The sequence below is a fragment of the Ureaplasma urealyticum serovar 8 str. ATCC 27618 genome (genome assembly GCF_000169535.1).
GTDB lineage: Bacteria > Bacillota_I > Bacilli_A > Mycoplasmatales > Mycoplasmoidaceae > Ureaplasma > Ureaplasma urealyticum.
The window spans coordinates 207,720-228,465 of the sequence record NZ_AAYN02000002.1; the positions used below are offsets into that span (position 1 = coordinate 207,720).

13 protein-coding genes are annotated in these 20,746 nt (G+C 28.1%); 12 read left to right on the forward strand and 1 reads right to left on the reverse strand.

The features are described from left to right. The first annotated feature begins 98 nt into the window (after nt 1-98). The 3 genes from rpoB (at nt 99) to UUR8_RS00910 (ending at nt 9,372) form a co-directional block, all read left to right on the forward strand. A complete protein-coding gene (rpoB, locus tag UUR8_RS00900; RefSeq protein WP_004025875.1) occupies nt 99-4,403 on the forward strand; it encodes a DNA-directed RNA polymerase subunit beta in 4,305 nt (1,434 codons plus the stop codon). A gap of 21 nt (nt 4,404-4,424) precedes the next feature. Next, a complete protein-coding gene (rpoC, locus tag UUR8_RS00905) occupies nt 4,425-8,342 on the forward strand; it encodes a DNA-directed RNA polymerase subunit beta' (protein ID WP_004026159.1) in 3,918 nt (1,305 codons plus the stop codon). A gap of 139 nt (nt 8,343-8,481) precedes the next feature. Further along, nucleotides 8,482-9,372 carry an MBA family surface membrane protein gene (locus tag UUR8_RS00910; protein ID WP_004026130.1) on the forward strand — a complete coding sequence of 297 codons (891 nt, stop codon included), beginning with the start codon at nt 8,482-8,484 and terminating at the stop codon, nt 9,370-9,372. A gap of 97 nt (nt 9,373-9,469) precedes the next feature. Here the strand turns inward: UUR8_RS00910 and UUR8_RS00915 are convergent, their stop codons facing one another. After that, complete coding sequence (locus UUR8_RS00915) at nt 9,470-10,324, reverse strand: DegV family protein (protein ID WP_004025599.1); 855 nt, start codon at nt 10,322-10,324, stop codon at nt 9,470-9,472. 145 nt (nt 10,325-10,469) lie between these two features. Here UUR8_RS00915 and ytpR point away from each other — a divergent pair, with 145 nt between their 5' ends. The 9 genes from ytpR (at nt 10,470) to pstB (ending at nt 20,734) form a co-directional block, all read left to right on the forward strand. Next, nucleotides 10,470-11,066 carry a YtpR family tRNA-binding protein gene (gene ytpR, locus UUR8_RS00920; protein ID WP_004025570.1) on the forward strand — a complete coding sequence of 199 codons (597 nt, stop codon included), beginning with the start codon at nt 10,470-10,472 and terminating at the stop codon, nt 11,064-11,066. A gap of 24 nt (nt 11,067-11,090) precedes the next feature. After that, nucleotides 11,091-12,086: a ribose-phosphate pyrophosphokinase gene (locus UUR8_RS00925; protein WP_004025552.1), complete on the forward strand. Its 996-nt coding sequence runs from the start codon at nt 11,091-11,093 to the stop codon at nt 12,084-12,086. 3 nt (nt 12,087-12,089) lie between these two features. Further along, nucleotides 12,090-12,629, forward strand: coding sequence for a ribonuclease M5 (gene rnmV, locus UUR8_RS00930; protein WP_004025879.1), 540 nt, complete (start codon nt 12,090-12,092; stop codon nt 12,627-12,629). Nucleotides 12,630-12,632: 3 nt separating this feature from the next. Beyond that, entirely contained in the window at nt 12,633-13,472 is an 840-nt protein-coding gene (gene rsmI / locus UUR8_RS00935) for a 16S rRNA (cytidine(1402)-2'-O)-methyltransferase (RefSeq protein WP_004025806.1), read from the forward strand. Nucleotide 13,473: 1 nt separating this feature from the next. After that, entirely contained in the window at nt 13,474-14,700 is a 1,227-nt protein-coding gene (locus tag UUR8_RS00940) for a replication-associated recombination protein A (protein WP_004025650.1), read from the forward strand. A gap of 19 nt (nt 14,701-14,719) precedes the next feature. Further along, nucleotides 14,720-16,285 (forward strand): methionine--tRNA ligase, encoded by a 1,566-nt coding sequence (gene metG, locus UUR8_RS00945; RefSeq protein WP_004025641.1) that lies wholly within the window; start codon nt 14,720-14,722, stop codon nt 16,283-16,285. An 87-nt stretch (nt 16,286-16,372) separates the two neighbouring features. Further along, nucleotides 16,373-17,545 (forward strand): PstS family phosphate ABC transporter substrate-binding protein, encoded by a 1,173-nt coding sequence (locus UUR8_RS00950; RefSeq protein WP_004025804.1) that lies wholly within the window; start codon nt 16,373-16,375, stop codon nt 17,543-17,545. After that, complete coding sequence (gene pstA, locus UUR8_RS00955) at nt 17,545-19,740, forward strand: phosphate ABC transporter permease PstA (RefSeq protein ID WP_004025699.1); 2,196 nt, start codon at nt 17,545-17,547, stop codon at nt 19,738-19,740. The genes UUR8_RS00950 and pstA overlap by 1 nt, the downstream gene beginning before the upstream one ends. A gap of 4 nt (nt 19,741-19,744) precedes the next feature. After that, nucleotides 19,745-20,734, forward strand: coding sequence for a phosphate ABC transporter ATP-binding protein PstB (gene pstB / locus UUR8_RS00960; RefSeq protein WP_004025971.1), 990 nt, complete (start codon nt 19,745-19,747; stop codon nt 20,732-20,734). Nucleotides 20,735-20,746: the final 12 nt, after the last annotated feature.

Here is a 20,746-nt window from a genome sequence, read left to right on the forward strand (position 1 = left end):
TGCCTCTATATAGTATAATTATAAAATATTCTGTCTATTTAAGCACAATTGTGTAATAAATAGGCTTTTTTCTATTTTTGTGAGGTACTAATTAGAATATGCAAAATAATAAAAATTATACTGAGAAATTTATTACTGATAAAGTAACGCGAAGAGATTACTCAAAAATTAAATCTAATTTTGAAGGACCAAACTTACTTGAAATCCAAGTCGAATCTTTTAAACGTTTTATGGAAAAAGATTTAAAGGAAGTAATTTCTGGTATTTTTCCATTAAAATCTCCTCAAGGTAAGTATACACTAGCATTTAAAGGTTTAAAAATTAAACAACCAACAAAAGATGAAAGTGCTTGTCGTGATGAAGGTAAAACATTTGAAACACCAATTTATATCGATTTAGAATTAACAGATAATTATACTGGTGAAGTAAAACGTGCACAACGAAATGCTAAAACTGGTGAAGATGGTATTTATTTAGGGGCAATTCCTAAAATGACAGAAAAGGGAACTTTTGTTATTAATGGAATTGAAAAGTTTGTTATCTCACAAATTGTTAGATCGCCAGGGATTTATGTACTTGGTAAATCAAGTATTAAATTAAATGGTTCACGTAAACGTTTGTTTGAAGGTAAAATTTGTGAAATTTACCCTTCAAAAGGAACTTTAATGCTTGGATATATTCCAAAAGATCGTCATAACATTCAAATTGTTGCCCGTGATTCATCAGGGGACAATGCGCAAACTTTTTCAATAACTACTTTATTAAAAGCTTTTGGTTTAACAAGTGCTGAAATTTTAAAAATCTTTAATAACGAAAAAGAAATTCGTGAGTCATTAGAAGTTGAAAAATACTCTCCAGAATATATTTTTGAAAATTCACAAGAAAATGAAATTATTTTTAAAATTTATAGTGATGCACACGATATTCATGAAAAAGCTGATCGTCGTGAATCAAATAACAAATTAAGAGAAGAATATATTGAACAAGGTTCACCACTTTTATCAAAATTAAAAGAATTAATTTTTGATTATGTTGAAAAAAGTGATGAAATTGATGCTTTATTACACGAAAATAAAGATGTTGAAGACGCTAATTTCATTAAAAATAACAAAAAATTATATGATGAACGAGAAGAAATCATTAATTGCATTATTAGTGAAAAAGCAGCTAAAGACATTGTTGAATTATTAGGTATTAATATTAAAAATGTTGAAACACTAAGACATTTAGGTAAAGCTTCATATCAACTTGCTTTACAACAGCATTTCTTTAACAAACGTCTATATGATATTAGTAGTGCAGGACGTTATAAATTTGAAAAGAAATTACTATTAAGTGAACGTTTATATCAAAAAGTAATTGCACGTGATATTATTGACAAGAAGAACAATATTTTAATTCCAAAAGATACATTAATTACTAAAGAACATATTGAATTAATTAAAAAAGAATCACGAGATAAAAACATTAAGTGAACAAGAAAAATTAATTTATTACCAATCGCTTTAGAAACTGAAATTGAACAATTTTTAGAATACGAAAGTATTGCAGTTTATAAAGATAATGATTTAAGAGATGAAACAACAGAAATTGTTGGTTTAGCACCAGGTTGCAAACTACAAACATTAACTGTAGCTGATTTAGTAGCAACTACAAGTTACATTTACAATTTAAATTATGAAATTGGTGAATTTGATGATATTGATCATTTAGGTAATAAACGACTTAAATTAATTCACGAATTACTACGTGCACGTATTGCTACAAGTATGGCTCGTATTGAAAAATTCATTAACGAAAAATTAGCTATTTCAGATGGTTCAAGCAATAACATTACTAATGTTAATGATAAAGGAATTGACACAGAACTTGATCGTGAAGTTGAAGAAAGCGATATGAGTGATGAAGAAAAGAAAAAAGCAATTAGTGTTAAATCAATTATTAATACAAAGCAATTCCAAAGTCTTGTTAAAGACTTCTTTAATTCACACCAATTAATTCAATTTATTGATCAACAAAACCCTTTAGCAGAGTTAACTAATAAACGTCGTATTTCAGCGATGGGACCTGGGGGAATTAGTCGTGAAGACCCTAACTTAGATATTCGTGACGTTCACCACTCTCATTATTCACGTATTTGTCCAATCGAAACACCTGAAGGTATGAATATTGGGTTGATTATGTCTTTAGCATCACTTGCTAAAGTTGATGAAAATGGTTTTATTGTTGCTCCTTATTACGTTGTTGAAGATGGTGTCGTAAAAGAAGAATGCAAATATTTAACAGCACATGAAGATGACAACTATATTATTGCAGAATCATCAGTTCAATTAGATGAAAATAAACGAATTTTAGATGAACAAGTTGTTGCTCGTTATCGTGGTTCAACAGGTTTATTTAGTCCGCATGAAGTTGATTTTATTGACATCGTACCAAAACAAGTTGTGTCAATTGCTGCTTCAGCAATTCCTTTCATTGAAAACGATGATGGGGCACGTGCTTTAATGGGATCAAACATGCAACGTCAAGCAACACCTTTAATTAAACCATATGCACCAATTGTGGGAACAGGTACAGAATTCAAAATTGCACACGACTCAGGAATGGCTGTTGTTGCTAAAAATGATGGTGTTGTTGAATTTGTTGATAGTCAAAAAATTGTTATTAAAAACGATAATGATAAATTAGATGAATATAAATTAATTAAATATCGTAAGTCAAACCAAGACACATGTAATAACCAAATTCCAATTGTAAAAATTGGTCAAAAAGTTCACAAATCTGAAACGATTGGTGATGGACCTGCAATGCAAAATGGAGAATTAGCTTTAGGACGTAACATTCTAGTTGGTTATACAACTTGACGTGGTTATAACTTTGAAGACGCAATTATTATTTCTGAACGTTTAGTTGACCAAGATGTGTTTACATCAATCCATATTGATGAACATACAATTCAATGTATGAAAACAAAAAATGGTGATGAAGAAATTACACGTGATATGCCAAACGTTTCTGATACTGCCAAACGTTTCTTAGATAACCAAGGGATTGTTTTAGTAGGTGCTGAAGTACATGAAGGTGATGTTCTAGTTGGAAAAACAACACCGCGTGGAAATGTTGAAACTGCTCCAGAAGATCGTTTATTACAAACAATTTTTGGTGATAAATCAAAAACAGTTAAAGACTCATCTCTAAAAGTAAAACATGGTCAAGAAGGTATTGTTGCAGCTGTTAAAAGAATTAAATCAACTGATGAAAATGGTAGCGAATTACCAGATGACGTTATCGAAATTATTAAAGTTTATATTGTTCAAAAACGTAAAATCCAAGTTGGGGATAAAATGGCTGGACGTCATGGTAACAAAGGGATTGTTTCAAAAGTTGTACCAATCCAAGATATGCCTTTCTTAAAAGATGGAACACCACTTGATATCATGCTAAACCCATTAGGTGTACCTAGTCGTATGAACATTGGCCAAATTTTAGAATTACACTTAGGTTATGCTGCTGCTGAAATTGGTAAAAAACAATTAATTCAAATTGCTATTGATCAATTAGGTTATGAAAAATATATTTCATTATTTGGAATTAATGAAATTATCGCTAAAAAGCTTTATGAAAAGATTACTAATTTAATTAAACATAAACAAGCAAAACAACCAAAAGATATTGATCTAATCGATATTACTATTGTTTTAAAAGAATTAGGACTATCATATGATGATATTGGAATTAAAATTTCAACACCAGTATTTGATGGTGCTAACCATGATGACATTGTTGATATTATGAATGAAGCAAACATTGATATTGAAAACAATAAAGGAAAACAAGTTTTATATGATGGAAGAACTGGAGAAGCTTTTGATGGTTTAATTTCAGTTGGATTAACATACATGTTGAAACTAGACCATATGGTTGATGATAAGATTCATAGTCGTTCTGTTGGTCCATATAGTAAGATTACACAACAACCATTAGGTGGTAAATCACAAAATGGTGGTCAACGTTTTGGTGAAATGGAAGTTTGAGCTTTAGAAGCTTATGGTGCAGCCTATAACTTATTAGAAATTCTAACTATTAAATCAGATGATGTTCAAGGCCGTAATCAAGCATATAATGCAATTATAAAAGGTCATGATGTTGTTGCTGATGGAATGCCAGAATCATTTAAATTACTAACAAAACAAATGCAAGGGTTAGGATTGTGTATTACTGTTGAAACAAAAGATGATCGTATGATCGACATTAACGAGTACACACTAAACCAAAATCGTTTAAATAATGACGATGATGAAGTTATTTTTGATGAAAGTATTAAAGAAATTAATGAAAATAATCAACAAGTATTTAATACAGACTTTAATGATAACGATTATGATGATGAAGAAAACTTCTAAGTGATAGAAAGGTAAAATAATATGAGTCAAAAAGGGATTAAATCACTAACGATTTCCATTGCTTCACCAGAACAAATTTTAAGTTGATCAAAAGGTGAAATTACTAAGCCTGAAACGATTAATTACAAATCATTAAAACCAGAGCCAAATGGGTTGTTTGATGAAAGTATTTTTGGGCCTTCAAAAGATTATGAATGTTACTGTGGAAAGTATCGTAAAGTAAAACATAAGGGTAAAGTTTGTGAACGTTGTCACGTTGAAATTACTGAATCAATCGTGCGTCGCGAACGAATGGGTCATATTGAATTAGCAGCACCTGTTGCCCACATTTGATTTACAAAAGAATTACCTTCTCCATCAAAAATTTCATTATTATTAGATATTACATACAAAGAAGTTGACCAAGTAGTTTATTTTGTTAATTACATCGTTTTAGATGAAGGAAACAACGAATATGATGGTAAGTCAATTTTTAATAAAAAAGAAGTTTTAGATTTAACATCACCAAAGAATTCAATTAGATCACGTAATAAATTACGTCGTACATTACGTAATATTCAAGAAAGAATTGAAGAAGAATTGAATCACGAACGTGAAGCATTAATTCAAGATTTTGATTATCGTTTAGCTGTAACATATGATCAAATGTTAAAAGATTCTAATATTCCTTTTTCAGTGAAAGATGTAATGGCTTTCATTGAAAAACACACTGGTGTACGTTTTGGAATTGGTGCTGAAGCTATTCATGAATTATTAGAAAAACTAAATCTTGAAGAAGAACACGAAAAGATTAAACAAGCTATTCAAAATTCACCTAATGCTTATGATCAAAAAACAAAACGTTTACTACGTCGTTTAGAATGTGTAAGATGAATTAAAGATTCAGGTTCAAAACCAGAATGAATGGTAATGACAAGAATTCCTGTTACTCCATCTGAAACACGACCAATTATTTCTTTAGATGGTGGTCGTTTTACAACTTCTGATACAAATAATTTTTATCGTAAAATTATTATCCGTAATGAACGTTTAAAACAAATGCAAGCAACAGATGCTCCAGAAATTTTATTAGATAATGAAAAACGTTTATTACAAGAAGCAGTTGACTCATTATTTGATAATAACTCACGTAAAAAACCAGTTGTTGGTAAAGATAAACGTCCTTTAAAATCATTATCAAATCATCTTAAAGGAAAACAAGGGTTATTTAGACAAAACTTATTAGGAAAACGTGTTGATTACTCAGGTCGTTCTGTAATTGTTGTTGGTCCAGAGTTAAAAATGTATGAGGTAGGTATTCCTGCTTTAATGATTTTAAAACTATTTAGACCATACATTATTTCTGAATTAATTCGTAAACGTGATGAATTTGGTAATGAAATTCAACCAATTTGTGCCAATATTAAATTAGCTGAACAAAAAATTCTTGCACAAGATGATGAAATTTGACCAGTTGTTGAAAAAGTTATTAAACAACGTCCTGTAATTTTAAACCGTGCCCCAACATTACACCGTTTAGGTATTCAAGCCTTTGAACCAAAAATGGTAGATGGAAAAGCGATTCGTTTACACCCATTAGTTACAACTGCTTTTAATGCGGACTTCGATGGGGACCAAATGGCTGTTCACATTCCTTTATCAAAAGAAGCAGTAGCTGAAGCACGTTCAATTCTTTTAGCTTCATGACATATTCTTGGACCAAAAGATGGAAAACCAATTATTACTCCAACTCAAGATATGATTTTAGGAATTTACTATTTAACAAAAGAAAAATTCCCTCAACCAATTGAAGAAATGATACTTAAAGATCCAGTTCAAGCAAGAATTGAATTTATTAATCATTTCCACATCTTTGCAACACAAGATGAAGCCATTCGTGCTTATAAACTAAAAACAATACGAATCAATGATGTAATTGGAATTACAACAAAAGCTTTTGATAATAAATCATTTAGCAAAGAAGGTATTTTAGTTACAACAGTTGGAAAGATTATTTTCAACCAAGCATTCCCAACAAATTTCCCATATATTAATGATGTTAAAAATTTATATGGTGATAACCAATTCGAAATTATTGGAATGCATGAAAGCATTTTAGATTATCTAAAAGCTTACAACCTAAAAGAACCTTTAACTAAAAAGACTTTATCAACAGTAATTGATTATTTATACAAAGTTTCTGAAATTGAAGTTGTACCTCAAACAATGGATAAAATTAAGGCTTTAGGGTTTAAATACTCAATGATTTCAGCGACAAGTATTTCTGCTTTTGACATTCCATCTTATGATCAAAAATATGAATACTTCAAAGAAACTGATGAACTAGTTGCAAAACTTCGCGAGTTTTATTTAGATGGAAAATTAACTGATGATGAACGATATACAAAAGTTGTTCAAGCTTGATCACAAACAAAAGACAAAGTTACTCACGATATTGAGAAGTTAATTAATTCTGATGAATATAAAGACAATCCAATCGTAATCATGGCTAAATCAGGAGCTCGTGGTAATACATCAAACTTTACTCAATTAGCAGGGATGCGTGGGTTAATGTCAAAATCATATAATTATGATCAAAAAAATAATAGTGGTGTTATTAAAGATACAATTGAAATTCCAATTAAACACTCATTTATTGAAGGATTATCAGTTAGTGAATACTTCAACTCATCATTTGGTGCTCGTAAAGGGATGACCGATACAGCGATGAAAACTGCGAAATCAGGATACATGACTCGTAAATTAGTTGATTCAACACAAGCTGTTGTTATTAAAGGTAATGATTGTGGTACAAAAGAAGGTATTATTGTTCGTGAAATTCGAAATACAAAAGATAATACTTCAATTGAATCATTAAAAGATCGTATTGTTGGACGATTTAGTATTAATCCAATTTATGATACAAAAAATAAATTGATTATTGAAGGTGATAAATTAATTACTAATGAAATCGCTAATATGATTCAAAATTCAGGTATTCGTGAAGTTGAAGTTCGTTCACCACTGCATTGTTCATCACTTTATGGTGTTTGTCAAAAATGTTTTGGTTTAGACTTATCAACAAACAAATTAATCGAAACTGGTACAGCAATTGGGGTTATTGCTGCTCAATCAATTGGGGAACCAGGTACACAGTTAACAATGCGTACCTTCCATACTGGTGGGGTTGCTGGTGATACTAATATTACCCAAGGTTTTGAAAGAATTAAACAATTATTTGATTGCATCCAACCACAAGAAAATGAAAAAGCAATTATTTCACAAGTTAAAGGCACTGTTGATCGAATTGAAAAAGATTCAAACACTAATGGTTATAATGTTGTAATTAAATACAATAAAGATAACTTTGTAAGTTATCCAACACGTCCAAACGCTGTTTTACGTATTAAAACAGGTGATAATGTTGTTGCTGGTCAAAAAATAACTGAAGGGTCAATCGATGTTAATGATTTACTAAAATATGCAGGTATTGAAAATGTACGTCATTACATTATTAAAGAAGTTCAAAAAGTTTATCGTATGCAAGGGATTGAAATTTCAGATAAATATATTGAAGTAATTATTTCACAACTTACAAATAAAGTAACAATTACTAATCCAGGTGATTCAGGATTGTTTGTTGGGGAAACAATTAGTATTAATGAATTTACTGAAGTTGCTCAAAGTATGCTTGTTAATAAGAAAAAACCACCAAGTGCAATTAACCAAGTATTTGGTTTAGATCATGCACCAAGTAAATCAGGTTCATTCTTATCTGCTGCTTCATTCCAAGATACAAAGAAAATCTTAACCGATGCTGCTGCACGTTCACAAAAAGACATGTTAATTGGTCTAAAAGAAAACGTTATTTTAGGAAACCTAATTCCTGCTGGAACTGGATTAAAAGACGTTGAAGAAGTGATTGCTTACGGTGAAGAAATGTATAAAAAACAATACTAAACCCTTTTATTAAAAAATTACACAAAAGCACTATAATATTTACGTAGATGTGTTGCACACATTTACGTTTTATTTATATGTTTTTATTGTATTCTATTTTTATTAAAGAGTAAATAATCCAAAAATAGGAGAAAACAAGATGAAGATATTAAAAAATAAGAAATTTTGAGCATTAACAATAGGTAGTGCTTTAATTGGTGTGAGTGTTATTGCATCAGTAGCTTCATGTTATGGTTCAAACGTACAATCTAAATTAAGCGATAAATTAGTTGAAGACGAAAATAATAATTACTATGTAGCATATGAAATCACTAACTATGACAAACTAAAAGATAGTGAAAAAGCACAATTAGAAAAAATTAGCTTTGCAACTTCAATTACACCAGTTGATAAAACAAAAAACTCACAAGTTTTTAACGCTAAAGTAAATGATGGTATTATATTTAATAAACAAACAAAAACATTCTACATTAAATTAGTCCGTAAGCCAGAACTTGGTGAAAGTATTATTATTTTACCAAGTGATTCAATTTTAAAAACACACGGTTTTGTTGTTGTAAACGAAAATTTAAAATTTGTTAAAATTAACAAAAAAGGTGAAGTACAAACAACACCAAGCAAACCAGCAGTTGAAAAGAAGGACAATTTACTTGTTAAAACAGTTGTATTTTCAAAAGTTGTTGATGCAAAATCAACTTTAAGTTTTGAATTAAGTACATTAGAATTAGCTGATGAAGCAAAAGTTGAAATTAGTGTTGAATTATCTACTAAAAAAGTTGATGCATCTGATACTAAAGATGTTATTGCTCCAACTTTAGCAAAAGCAGTATTAGATAAAACAACTAAAAAAATTAATGTTGAAATTAGTAATTTAGCACAAGGGCAAAAATACACTGTCGCTAAATTAACACTTAATGGTAAAGAAATTGCTTTAAGTGATGAACAAAAACAAGTAGCATTAAGCGTTACAAAAGAAGATAATAAAGAAAATCCAACTCCTTTACCACCAGTACCAAAAGCAAATAAATAATAATTAAATCATAATAAACAATAGGATATAAAAATCTGATGACTTTTTAATTAGCATCAGATTTTTTTGTGTCATATTAATTATTTAAAATAAAAATTTAGTTAGCTTCAATTAAAATAGCAAAATTATTTAAACCAACATGGGCATAAATACATCCAGGTAGATATGAAACTTTAATTTCAACATCTTGCTGGATTTTTTCTTGTAATGATGTTTTTAGTGAATTGATTTGTGATTCGTTTTCTAAATCAGTAAGAATAACAATGTTTTTAATACCATTAGTACGTCATTGATTTTGGTCATTAATAATATCTAATAGTTTATCGATAGCGATTGATAAATTTGGTGTTTTATCCATAAAATCTAATTGACCATTTCAACGAACAATTAATTTTAAACGTAATGCTTTTGCTATGATTCCTTTAGTTTTCTTAACACGCCCGCCCGCAATTAATTGATCTAAATTATTGACAATAACACCACCAATAATTTTTTGTGAACGTTCTTTAACTAATGCTATTAATTCTTCATCACTTGGATTATTTTTTAGTAGCGAATTGATTTCATCAACTAATCATAAAATACCAATGGAAACAGAACGTGAGTCAATACATACTAGATGCTTGTCTTTATAATCTTCTTTAATAATACTTAAAGACTCAAAATAACTTGATAAACCACTTGATAACGTTAAAATAACAACACGATCGTATTTTGTAAATAACTCGTCTAATTTATTCATAACAAAGCCTGGTGAAGGTAATGAAGTATGAATACTTGTTTTATTAATTAATATTTGTTTTAATTGTTCTTGACTAACATCAATAACATCTTTTAATTGTTGTTCAACTTGATGTTCTTTAACAATTAATTGAATGGGTACAAAATACACATTATCATCTTTAATATCTAAAACATTAGCGCCAGTATCGATTAAAATTGCTGTTTTCATGTATTTACCTCTAGTTAACTAAAACTTATTTAAAAATTATAATAAAAACTTCATTATTAACTATGATTAAAAGTTAGATAAGCTTAATTTAATATTATAATTTATTAATAAAGAGGATCCATCTCTTTAAAAAATTGGAGTTGAAATGTATATTTATTATAATAGAACAAGTTTAAATGATACGTTAATATTTTTAAAAAATAATGAGCAATATGATCATCAAGTATTTTTAAATGATGACTTATTGCTTTTTTATCGCAATAAAGAATTAATTGGATTTAATTTATGAAATGCAAGTAAATATCTAGAAAATTTAAGCGAGGGGTATTTATATCCTAGTTTAGAATTAATGCAAAAATTAAGCAATTTAACAAAAACAAAATTAGTGCCAAATGATGATTTTAAAGGTTTTATTGTTGGTGTAATTTTAGAAGCTAATTTAATTCCTAACACGCATTTACATGTTTGTTTAGTTGATATTGGTAATCAACAAGTACAAATTGTATGCGGCGCTCAAAATGCACGTGTTGGTTTAAAAACAGTTGTCGCAACACCTAATTTATTAATGCCAAATGGCAATGAGATTAAAAAGTCAAAATTAATGAACTATGATTCGTTTGGGATGTTATGTTCACAAAAAGAATTAAATATTGAAGGTTTTAATTCACAAGGAATTGTTGAACTTAACGAACAATATCAAGTTGGTCAATTGTTTACAAAAGTTTATAGTAATTTGAAATAAGGTAATTAAAGTAGGTAAAAGTCAATGCCAAAAAATCATGATATATTATTATTTAGTTTATCGAATTCCCATCAATTAGCTAATAAAATTGCTAATTTACTTAAAATTGAATTATCACCAATTAGAATTGATAAATTTGCTGATGGTGAGTTCATTGTAGCTCCTCAAGTACCAGTGCGTGGACGTCGTGTAATTATTATTCAATCAACATCAAAACCTGTTAATGATAGTTTAATGGAATTATTAATTGCGATTGATTCAATTAAACGAGCTAGTGCTAAAGCAATTAGTGTTGTAATTCCTTATTATGGATATGCTCGTCAAGATCGAAAAGCTAAACCACGCGAACCAATTACAGCACGTTTAGTTGCTAAGATGATTGAGAGTGCAGGAGCAACAAGTGTATTAACTTGAGATATCCACTCTTTACAAACACAAGGCTTCTTTGATATTCCCTTTGATTCACTAGAAGCTGTGTGAGTTTTAATGAAACATTATTTTGATGCTTATAAAGATTCATCAAATATAACGATTGTTTCACCAGATTATGGTGGTGTAAAACGTGCACGTGAAATTTCAATAGCTACTGGTGCGACATTAGCAATTGTTGATAAACGTCGATCTGGCAAAAATCAAGTTGAAATTAATAATGTTTTAGGTGATGTTCAAGGACGTGATTGCGTAATTGTTGATGATATGATTGATACTGGTGGAACAATTTTAGGAGCTGCTAAAATTGTGCGTGAAAAGGGTGCTAAATCAATAACAATTATTGCAACGCATGGTTTATTTAATAACAATGCTCGCGAACGTTTTGAACAAGCAATTAAAGATAAAATTATCAATAAAGTTTGCATCGCTGATACAATTGAAAACGAACCTTTTGAAGGTCTTGAAATCGTAAGTATTGCTCCAGCAATTGCTAAATGTATTGAAATTTATTCAAAAGGTGCTGGTTCAATGTCATTTGTTCATGATGAGAATTCAAAATTCTTATTTACTAAAAAGAATAATAAGTAATTAATGAATAAACCAATTATTCAAGAAGTTATTGTTGTTGAAGGTAAAACAGATGCCCAAAAAATTGATCAATTAGTTAATGCACAAATTATTACTACTAATGGATCAGAAATTAGTAAAAAAACTTTAGCTTTAATTAAACAAGCACAATTATCAAAAGGGGTTATTTTGTTTTTAGATCCTGATTATCAAGGTGAAAAAATTCGTAAAACAATTACTAATTATTTAAAATATGGTATCACAAAGCAATGTTTTATTAGTAAAGATAGTATGTTAGATAATGCTAAAAAAATTGGAATTGCAGAAGCTAATAACGATGCTTTATTAAAAGCTTTAAAATCACAAGCAACTTTTATTATTAATCCAATTGAATCAATTAGTTGATTAGAATATTTAACACTTAATTTAAATAATAAAAAAATGCGTTTAATGCTTTGTGATTATTTAAATATTAGTTATTGTAATCATAAACAATTATTTAAAAGATTAAATATGATGCAAAAAACATTAGAACAAATTAAAGCTATTATTAAGGAATTTTAACTTATGAAATTATGTGATAAAGAATATATCTTATCTATCATTGCTACACCTATTGGTAATCTTGAAGAAGCTAGTGAACGTGTTATTAAATCTTTAAATGAAGCTTATGTTATTTTATGCGAAGATACACGGATGACATCTAAACTATTACATTTATTAAATATCTATGATTATAAAAAACTTGTTAGTTTTCATAATTTTAATGAAGTTGAAAAATTAAATGAAGCCATTAATTATATTAAAAAATACCCAACTGCTTTAGTTAGTGATGCGGGTTATCCAACAATTTCAGATCCTGGCTATAAATTAATTAATGAATGTCATCGCCAAAATATTGGAGTTCAAGTTATTAATGGACCATCGAGTTTAATGCATGCTTTAGTTGCTAGTGGAATGTGTTCACAAGATTTTATGTTTTTAGGTTTTTTAGGTAAAACACAAAAACAACGCGTTGAGAAATTAAAACAATACAAAAATTTACAAACAACTTTTGTTATTTATGAAGCTGTACATCGCCTACAAACAACTTTAATGGATGTTTATGAAACATGAGGAGATGTTTTAGTTTTTATTGGTCGTGAATTAACAAAGAAAAATGAAAGCCACTACTATGGTTATCTTTCACAATTACCTCCAATTACTGAAAAAGGTGAATTTGTAATTGTTATTGATAATAAAACGAATTTTGATGTTATTAAAAACAATGATATTAATGAATGTTTAAATGAAATTCGTACTTTAATTAAACAAAACTTTAAATTAAAAGATGCTTGCAAAGAAGTAAGTAAGACTTCTGGTTTTGATAGTAAAGAGCTATATAAATTAATGGTTAACCAAAAATAGTATGCTAGATAAATTAATTAAAACTCTAAAAAATCCTCATAGTATTGATGACATTGTTGGTCAAAAAGATTTATTAGATGAAATTGGTATAATTAGAAAAATGGTTAATCACCATCAAGTATTCAATTTAATTTTCTATGGCCCCCCAGGTGTAGGAAAATCATCGCTTGCTAAAGTTTTAGCACAAGATTTAAAGGTTCCATTTGCTTTTTTTAATCCTGTTGTTGATTCAAAAAAGCAATTAATGCAAATCATTGAACAAGCATTAGATTTAAATAACTTTATTATCATTATTGATGAAATTCATCGATTAAATAAAGATAAACAAGATATTTTATTACCAATTATTGAAGCAAATAAAATTAAATTATTTGCGACAACAACTGAAAATCCATTTTTTGTTATTAACCCTGCTTTAAGAAGTCGTTGCCAACTATTATCATTAAAACCATTAACGAGTTCACAAATTAGTGAACGAATTAAAACTTTGATTAATGTTGAAGAAGTTTTTGAACCACAAGCTTTTAATTTATTAATTACTAAAACTAATGGTGATTTACGAGCTGTTATTAATACGCTAGAAATTATTCACTTATTATATAAAGAACATAAAGTTGATTATGTATTATTAAAACGAATTATGCAAGAATCATATGCATTAGGAGCGAGTGATGGCGATGAAATTCATGACTTAAAATCAGCTTTTCATAAATCAATGCGTGGAAGTGATTGTGATGCAGCTTTATATTATTTAGCACGTTTAATAATCATAGGTGATTTTGAAGCGATTTATCGAAGAATTAGTGTTTGTGTTCATGAAGATATAGGTTTAGCTAATCCTAATCTATGTTTACGTGTTGATCAAGGAATTAATTCTTGTCGATTTTTAGGATATCCAGAAAATCAAGTAATTTTAGCTAATTTAGTTTTACAAATTTGTTTATCAAATAAATCAAACTCTGTGTATCTTGCTTATCATAAAGCATTTGAAGATGCTGCTAATGGCAAACAATATTCAATTCCAAATCATATTCGTGATGCTCATTATGCATCAGCAATAAAATTAGGTGTTCATGGTTATAAATATCCACACGATTTTAAAAATAACTATGTTAATCAACAATATTTGCCACGTGAATTAGCAAACAAAAAATATTATGTTCCCCAAAATAACGAACAAGAGTTTAAATTAAACCAAAACCAACAAAAATTTAAAAATAATAATTAAAAATTTTAAGGAGAAAAATATGTTAAAACAAAAGAAATTTTTTATCTCTACTCCCATTTACTATTCTTCTGGAAATCCTCATATTGGTCATGCTTATACAACGATCATTGCTGATGTTTTAGCACGTTATAAACGCTTGTTTGGATACGATGTTTTCTTTTTAACAGGAATGGATGAGCATGGTCAAAAAATCCAACAAAAAGCTTTTGAAGAAAACATTTCTCCCAAAGCTTTGGTCGATCGTAATTCAATTATTTTTTTAAATTTATGAAAACGATTACATATTAGTTTTTCAAAATTTATTCGTACAACGCAAATGGATCATGAAGAGTCTGTACAAAAAGTTTTTAGTTACTTATATAAACAAGGCAAAATTTATTTAGGCCAATGGACAGGTTATTATTGTGTATCATGCGAAGAAAATTATAATCCTGCTGAAATTATTAAAAGTCAAGATAATATAATGTTGTGCCGCATGGGTCATAAATTAGAAACTAAGTCTGAAGAATCATATTTTTATAAAATGAGTGATCAAGCACCATTTTTAAAAACTTACTATCAAAACCATCCAAACTTTATTATTCCAAATGAACGTGCAAATGAAATGATTAATAACTTCTTAAATAATTTAGAAGATTTAAGTATTTCACGTACTACTTTTGATTGAGGGATTCCTATTGCTGAAAATCCAAAACATGTGATTTATGTTTGATTAGATGCATTAATGAACTATTTAACTGCAACTGGTTATTTATCAAATAATGATGAATTATTTCAAAAATATTGATGTGATAATGAAACTGAAATTGTTCATTTATTATCAAAGGAAATTGCACGTTTTCATTGCATTTATTGACCAATCTTTTTAAATGATTTACAAATTCGTTTTCCATCAACAATTTTATCACATGGATGAATCATTACAAAAGAAGGTAAAATGTCTAAATCATTAGGTAATGTAATTGATCCTAATGTTTTAATTGATACTTATGGTGTGGATGCACTTCGTTATTATTTAATGGCTGATTTAAGTTTATTTAGAGATGCTATTTTTAGTGAAGATAATTTGATTGAAACTTATAATACTCAATTAGCAAATAGCTATGGTAACATGATTTCAAGAACATTGGGAATGTTAAAAAAATATCGAAATAATATAGTTCCAAAATATGTTGGTTGTGTTTTAAAAAATGATGAAAAATTAGAAAATTTAATTAATAAAAATATTGAATTAGTTCAAGAAAATATTAATAAATATAGTATTGATAAAGCACTTAATTGCATTCAAGAAATTTTAGTTGAAGCAAATAAATATGTTGAGGATAATAAACCTTGAGAATTAGCTAAAAATCAACAAGAGCAAGAATTAGATTCACTTTTAGTTCATTTAGTAAAAGTTATTCAAGTAACTACTACTTTATTATCACCAATTTTAATTGAAGGAAGTAAAAAAGCAGTTGAACAATTAAATTTTGATGAATCTTTCTTAACTTTAGCTAGTTTAGCATCTTATGATATATTAAACTACCACAAAGTTAATGATTCAAAACCAATTTTTGCAAGAATCATTGTAGAAAAACAATAAAATCTTTAATTCTTTGTAATTATTAAAATAATTAAGCTTTTTTTATATAATTTATAAGACTAACATTTAATAGTAGTTGAGGAATTAATGAGGTTAAGATATAAAATCTTATGCGCTAGCTTAGGAGTGGTTGGTGTTGCTGGTGTTATTGCTGCAATATCAATTGATTATAAACAAATTCCAATTGTTTATGCAAATGGTAGTTCATCAGTATTACCCTTAATTCAGGCCTTATCTGAAAAACATCATAAACAAGATATTATTTCTAATGCTGGAGGTTCTTCGTTAGGAATAATTGAAGCTGTTGAACAAAGAACTAATATAGGCGTAAGTTCACGTAGTCCAAATATTGATTTTGAGCAACAAAGTGTTGAAAAAAGTCATGTAGTTTATGATAGGTGAAAACAAAATCAATTGAAAACTTATACAATTGCTTGAGATGGTATAGGCATTATTTATAAACTCAATAAAACTAATCATGAATTAGTTTTAACAAAAGACAATATTATTAAATTGTTTAAAGCTTTTACTGGGAATGAACAAGTAAGTTATTATGATCTTGATCCCCAATTACCAAAAACACCAATTTTAGCTTATTCACGTACAGGTGGAGCAAATGCCTCAGGGACAGCCGAGGCTTTTTTGACTTCTAATCCATTAATTTCTAAAAAAGAATTTAAAAAAAAATATCATGATATTTATAAGGTTATTGAAGCTGGTACTTATGGCAAATTAATAAGAAGTACTGAAGAATCAAATACTCAAGCTTGAACAAATATTTCTAAAGATAATGTAGATGGATCAATAACTTATTTATCAACAGGTTTTATTCTTAAAAATTATGATCAAATTATTGCTAAAGGATATAAGATTGCTTATTTACAAAATAAAGATTTAAAAAATTATTTACCTTTTGAAATTAATGAAAACAAACAAGAAATTATTAATGTTGCTAAAACTTATGGATGATATCGACCTTTTAATTTAGTTTTTAGTTTAAATATGCAAGGAATTAAAAATACTAAAGAATTCGTTTGATGATTATTAACCAATAAAAAAGTTGAAAAAATCATTCAAGAATCAGGGTTTATTCCCCTTACTTTTGAACAAAAAAATTCAATGTTCTTAAAACCTTATAAAGATGAACAATCTTTTCAAGAAGCCATTAACAATCAAAGCGCAAAAAACAATTTTTTTGTAAGTGATTTTGAATTAATAGAATCGAATAGAATTAATATATTAGGAGCAAAATCAGCATAATGAGTATTTTAAATCTTAATTCGCAACAGACTAAAAAAATCATTTTTAACAAAAAAATAAAAGATAAACTAGCTAAAACGTTAGTTATTAGTTTTGCTTGATTATTTTCTATTTGTTTTATTGGTTTAGTTGTTTTTATTATTATTCGTTCAATACCTGGCTTTGAAGCTTATGGATTAAAAAACATTTTTTGAAGCAAGAATTTTAACTTAGCTGATTATGCTGTTGGTTCATCAGTTTGATTTCCATTAGCAATTACTTTGCTTGTTTCGTTTGGTGCAATTATAATTGCTGCTCCAATTGGTATTAAAACAGCTACTTTTATTAAGTTTAGAATTAAAAACAAAAGATTACAAAAATTTTTTAGAGTCACGATTTTAGCATTAGCTGGGATTCCTTCAGTTATTTTTGGATTATTTGCTATTCAGTCTTTAGGTCCTGCAATTTCGTTTGTTTTCCACATTGATACTGTTCAAAACATTACTACGTCAATGTTTATGTTAGCGTTTATTATTATTCCGACAATTATTTCTTTAACGCTAAGCACATATGATGGTATTGATATGCGTTTAATTGAAAATGGGATAGGAATGGGAAGTTCTTATACACGTTCAATTTATAAGATTTTTAAAAAAGAAGCTCGTGGTGGTATCATTATTGCCATTATTATTGCTTTAGGTCGTGCGATCGGCGAAACAATGGCCATTAGTATGATTTTAAGTGATCAAGGTTACCAAAACATTTTTGGTACTGGTTTTTTACAAATTATGCACTCTGCTCTTCGTCCATTAGGTGCTGTAATTTCAGCTAACATGTTCGCTGAAAATGGTGGCGAAGGTTTAAGAGGATTACTATATGTTTATGGGATCGTTTTATTTGTAGCGATTATGATTTTAAATGGCCTTGTAACTTATTTAACAAGAAAACGTTCAAAGAAAACATATGCTTGATTTATTAAATTAGAAAAAAGTTTAGCTTATATAGTTTGTTTTATACCAGATCAATTAAAAATTTTATATGAGAAAATTACGCATCGTTCCCAATATAAATTACATGTAAACAATTTGGATAACTTAAATAACTATATTACAGATCGTATTCAAAATCGAAAACTAAAACGTTTATATACTATTCACAAATTATTTTTTGAATCATTAGCGTTTATGGTTGCTTTTGCTTTTTTAGCTTGAATTTCACTAGATATTTTAGTTAATGGAATTAAAGCAATTAATTTACCAACATCAACAGTAGTAGCTTATACAAAAAACACAACTGGACAAGCAACAATTAATACTTTAATAATTATTATTGTCGCAATTTTAATTGGCTTACCATTTTCATTGTTTGTCGCAATTTATATTAATGAATATGCTAAAAATAAATGACCAAAAAAAGTTTTATTATTTTTTATTGATTCATTTGGATCAACGCCTTCGATTATTTTTGGGATGTTTGGTTTAGTTATTTTTATTGAAATTTTTGGTTTTACTTCAATGGGTAATATTGGTAAATCACTATTAGCGGGTGCTTTAACAATTACTTTAGTAGTCCTTCCAACATTTACACGTTCAATTCAACAATCTTTAAAAGCAGTACCAATGAGCATTCGTGAAAATGCTTATGGATTAGGATGTTCAAAGTGAGAAACGATTGTTAAATTAGTTTTACCACAAGCAAAAAAAGGAATTATTTCTGCGATTGTATTAACAATTGGTCGAATTGTAGCTGAAACTGCACCATTGTATCTAACAGCAGGTTTATCATCAGCTCAAAGCATAACAATTTTAAATCCTGGACAAACATTAACAACACGTATTTATGCTCAATTATATGAAAATAATACAAATATTGCTCATAATGTAATGTACGAATCTGCTTTTATTACTTTATGATTAGTTATTGCATTAATCATCATTGCTCACGTTATTGTTCCTTATTTTGAATTTATTAAACATGATATTAAAAAATGGTTTAAAATTTTAAAAAATTATCTTCGCGCACCTTACATGCGTGATATTAAAGTTTTCAAACCACAAATTTATCAAAAACATCTTTATTTAACACATAATCAAGCCAAAATCATGGGATATAATGAATCAGTAAATAAAGTTGCTAAAATTGGTTTAAAGTTATATGAAATTCGTTATGTTGATGATGAACAAATTCAAAAAGAGTTATTAAAAGTTAGGGGATAAAAATATGAATGATCAAAAAGACAATAAAGAAATTCAAACAATTGTTCCTTTAAATCAAAAAACTAATTTAAATGAATTGGATGCTAAAGCAATTTATGATGAATTTCAAAAATTAAATAAATACCAAAGAGCTTTTGCTTGACTAAAACTTCCAAAACAAAAAAAAGCTGAATTAAAGCAATTTTTAAATAAGAAAAAAACGCAAGTTGATTTGCTAAAAGAAGATTTTAATGACGCAAATGTTTTTGAAATTCGAAACTTTAATTTTTGATATATGAATCGAACAAAACATGTTCTACATGATTTAAATTTGGATATTAAAAGAAATAAAGTAACAGCATTTATTGGCCCAAGTGGTTGTGGTAAATCAACTTTTTTAAGAAATTTAAATCAATTAAACGATTTAATAGAAGGGACTAGTCACGAAGGTGAAATTTATTTTTTAGGAACTAATACACGTTCAAAAAAAATATCATCATTAGAATTAAGAACACGAATCGGGATGGTTTTTCAAAAACCAACACCATTTGAAATGAGTATTTTTGATAATATTGCATATGGTCCACGAAATAATGGAATTAACGATCGTAAAATTTTAGAAAAAATTGTTGAAAAATCATTAAAAAGTGCAGCTTTATGAGATGAAGTTAAAGATGATTTAGATAAAGCTGGGAACGCTTTATCAGGTGGTCAGCAACAACGTTTATGTATTGCGCGAGCAATTGCTTTAGAGCCAGAGGTGTTGTTAATGGATGAACCAACAAGTGCTTTAGATCCAATTGCAACAGCTAAAATTGAAGAATTAATATTAGAATTAAAAAAGAAATATTCTATTATTATTGTGACTCACTCAATGGCACAAGCCCAGCGAATAAGTGATGAAACTGTGTTTTTTTATCAAGGATGAATTGAAGAAGCAGGAGAAACAAAAACTATTTTTATCCATCCTAAAAATAAAAGAACAAAAGATTATATTTCTGGAAAGATTGGTTAATAAAAAGAACTG